This is a genomic window from Bradyrhizobium sp. MI1.3, assembly GCF_055811695.1.
On sequence record NZ_JBVVPQ010000188.1, the window covers coordinates 1 to 2,232 of the forward strand.

Annotated in this window: 1 protein-coding gene and 1 pseudogene; both read right to left on the reverse strand. The window is 65.1% G+C overall.

The genetic code is table 11. The annotated features are described in order from the left end of the window. Positions 1–171: 171 nt before the first annotated feature. The gene (locus tag AC0L3A_RS40515; protein WP_007600579.1) at positions 172–1,437 is read right to left on the reverse strand and encodes a D-amino acid dehydrogenase; all 1,266 of its coding nucleotides are present in this window, start codon (positions 1,435–1,437) and stop codon (positions 172–174) included. Between the two features lie 69 nt (positions 1,438–1,506). Continuing rightward, positions 1,507–2,169: pseudogene (locus AC0L3A_RS40520) on the reverse strand (aminotransferase class III-fold pyridoxal phosphate-dependent enzyme); the annotation flags it as partial. Positions 2,170–2,232 lie beyond the last annotated feature (63 nt).

Sequence of the window (2,232 nt, forward strand, 5' to 3'; positions counted from 1 at the left end):
GCCATCGGCTATATCAGCCCGGTCGAGATGGAGCTAAAATCGGCTTGATCCATGTCCACTTTTTTGGGGGAAGATCATTGCGAGCGAAGCGAAGCAATCCAGACTCTCACCGCGGAGACACTCTGGATTGCTTCGTCGCTTCGCTCCTCGCAATGACGGGAGGATAGAGTCTTAGCCGAACCGGTACTTGTACCGGTCCACCGTCAGCGCGCTCACGTCAATGTCCGGTTTCTTGCCCGACAGCATGTCGGCGAGCACGCGGCCGGAGCCGCAGGACATGGTCCAGCCGAGCGTGCCGTGGCCGGTGTTGAGGTGAAGGTTGGCGTATTGCGTCGGGCCGATCACGGGCGGGCCGTCCGGGGTCATCGGGCGCAGGCCGCTCCAGAACGTCGCCTTGGAGAGATCGCCGCCGCGCGGGAACAGATCGGTCAGCGAATGATCGAGCGTGGCGCGGCGCGCATCATAGAGCTGGCTCGAGAAGCCGGAGATTTCGGCGGTGCCGCCGACGCGGATGCGATTTCCCAAACGGGTGATGGCCACCTTGTAGCTCTCGTCCATCACAGTCGATTCCGGCGCGCCGGAAACGTCCTTGATCGGCACCGTGATCGAATAGCCCTTCACGGGATAGACCGGCAGCGAAATATCGAGCGGCGCGACCAGCCGCGACGACCAGCTTCCGAGAGCGAGCACGTAAGCGTCTGCCTGCAACATTCCGGCGCTGGTCACGACGCCGCTGACGCGCGCGCCGTCGGTGACGATGCGGTCGATGCCGGTGTTGAACATGAAGCGCACGCCGAGCGCCTCGGCATGCTTGGCCAGCGCCTGCGTGAACATGTGACAGTCGCCGGTCTCGTCCTGCGGCAGCCGAAGTCCGCCCGCGAACTTCTCCTTCACGCCCGCCAGCGCCGGCTCGGCCGCAATGCAGCCCTCACGGCTCAGCACCTCGAAGGGCACGCCGTACTGCTTGAGCACGGCGATGTCCTCACCGGTGCCGTCGAGCTGGGCCTGGTAGCGGAACAGCTGCAGCGTGCCCTGGGAGCGCTCGTCATACTGGATGCCGATGTCGCGGCGCAGATCGCGCAGGCAATCGCGGCTATATTCCGCGATCGGAATCATCCGGCTCTTGTTGATCGCGTAGCGTTCGCTGGTGCAATTGCGCAGCATCTTCAGCAGCCAGACCCACATCACGGGATCGAGCTTCGGCCGGATCACAAGGGGGCCGTGCTTCATCAGCAGCCATTTGACCGCCTTCACCGGTACGCCGGGGCCGGCCCAGGGCGAAGAATAGCCGGGCGACACTTCGCCGGCGTTGGCAAAGGAGGTCTCGAGCGCCGGTTCGGGCTGACGGTCGACAACCGTCACCTCATGGCCGGCACGCGCGAGGTAGTAGGCAGAGGTGACACCGATGACACCGCTGCCGAGGATCAGAACTTTCACGCTTGGTCAAACTCCCGCGGCATCACGCTCGCCGCTGCAAGAGGAACTCCGCAACGGCGAGAGCAATTATCAGGCCACCCGCTTGATGGCATCGCCGAGGATCGACACGATATCGTCGATGTGGCTCTTCTCGACGATGAGCGGAGGCGACAGCGCAAAGCTATCGCCGCTCATGCGGAAGTACAGCCCGCGATTGAAGCAATCGACCATGACGTCGTAGCCACGCACGCCGACGGTACCGTCACGGGGTGACAGCTCGACCGCGCCCATCAGGCCGCAATTGCGGATGTCGACGACGTTGGGCAGGCCCTTCAGCGAATGCAGCGCATCGCGCCAGTATTCGGAGATCGACGCACCGCGCGTCAGCAGGCCCTCGTCCTTGTAGATGTCGAGCGTCGCGATGCCCGCGGCGCAGGCGACCGGATGCGCCGAATAGGTATAGCCGTGGAACAGCTCCATCGCGTTCTCCGGGCCGACCATCAGGCCGTCATGCACCTTGCGGCTCGCGAACACGGCGCCGCAGGGAATGGTGCCGTTGGTGATGCCCTTGGCCGTCGTCATCATATCGGGCGTGACGCCGAAGAAGTTGGCGGCGAACGGCGTGCCGAGGCGGCCGAAGCCGGTGATGACCTCGTCGAAGATCAGGAGGATGCCGTGCTTGTCGCAGATCTCGCGCAGGCGCTGGAGATAGCCCTTCGGCGGCGGCAACACCGCGGTGGGGGGGGGGGGGGGGGGGGGGGGCGGGGGGGGGGGGTTTAAGAGAAGGGCCCCCCCGCGCCCCCGGGGGGGGGGGGT